We start from the raw sequence: 633 nt of genomic DNA, 5'->3' as shown, positions 1-633 counted from the left end.
GAAATCAACATTTAAGACTGCAAAATATTTTCCGGCCGGTGTGTACTCAATGGTTACGTGATTAATTTTTCCCACTTCCATCGACTGGCGTATTTTGACAAATCCAAGTTTCGGAAGTTTGATATATCTTCCCACAATACGGATATTATCTTTTTGATTGACCGTTCTGTATGACTGGAACCGGTTATGTTTACTCTTGAAGGTTGGATAGGAAGCACGTTTTTGAAAGAAATTCACAAAGCTCTGGTCGAGATCCCGCAGAGACTGCTGTAAGGCAATGGAATCTGCTGCTTTCAAAAAAGCAAACTCCTCCTGTCTTTTCAGTTCGGTCAGCATGGCGGAAGTCTGGGTATATCCAATCTTCTTCCCTTCTTCATAGCTTTCCTTGCGCATGGCAAGTCCCCGGTTGTAGATCAGCCGGCAGCATCCCAGCGTCTGGCGGATGAAGTTTTTCTGTTCTCTGTTCGGGTAGATTCTGAATTTGATCCCTTTTTGCATTAGCCCATCTTATCCTTTTGTCTCTGCGATGTTTTCTGGTTTTCGATATACTGTTTTACTGCTTCCAGCGGGGCACCGCCAACGGTAGATACAAAATAGCTGTTTGTCCAGAGCGTCGGCATTTTCGTTTTGAGA

General features: G+C 43.8%; 2 protein-coding genes. Both read right to left on the bottom strand.

Annotated features, from left to right (window positions below; genetic code table 11):
• Positions 1–498, bottom strand: a 498-nt coding sequence (locus DWZ60_RS17055; protein WP_147397781.1) for an RNA-guided endonuclease TnpB family protein, incomplete at its 3' end; no start/stop codon positions are given.
• Positions 498–633, bottom strand: a 136-nt coding sequence (locus DWZ60_RS17050; protein WP_199669437.1) for a transposase, incomplete at its 5' end; no start/stop codon positions are given. The genes DWZ60_RS17050 and DWZ60_RS17055, both read right to left, overlap by 1 nt.

Origin of the sequence: Blautia sp. AF34-10 (assembly GCF_003477865.1) — a bacterium.
Lineage (GTDB): Bacteria > Bacillota > Clostridia > Lachnospirales > Lachnospiraceae > Fusicatenibacter > Fusicatenibacter saccharivorans.
Note: the sequence above shows the minus strand (reverse complement) of the source record. Positions and strands in the feature narration are given on the sequence as shown.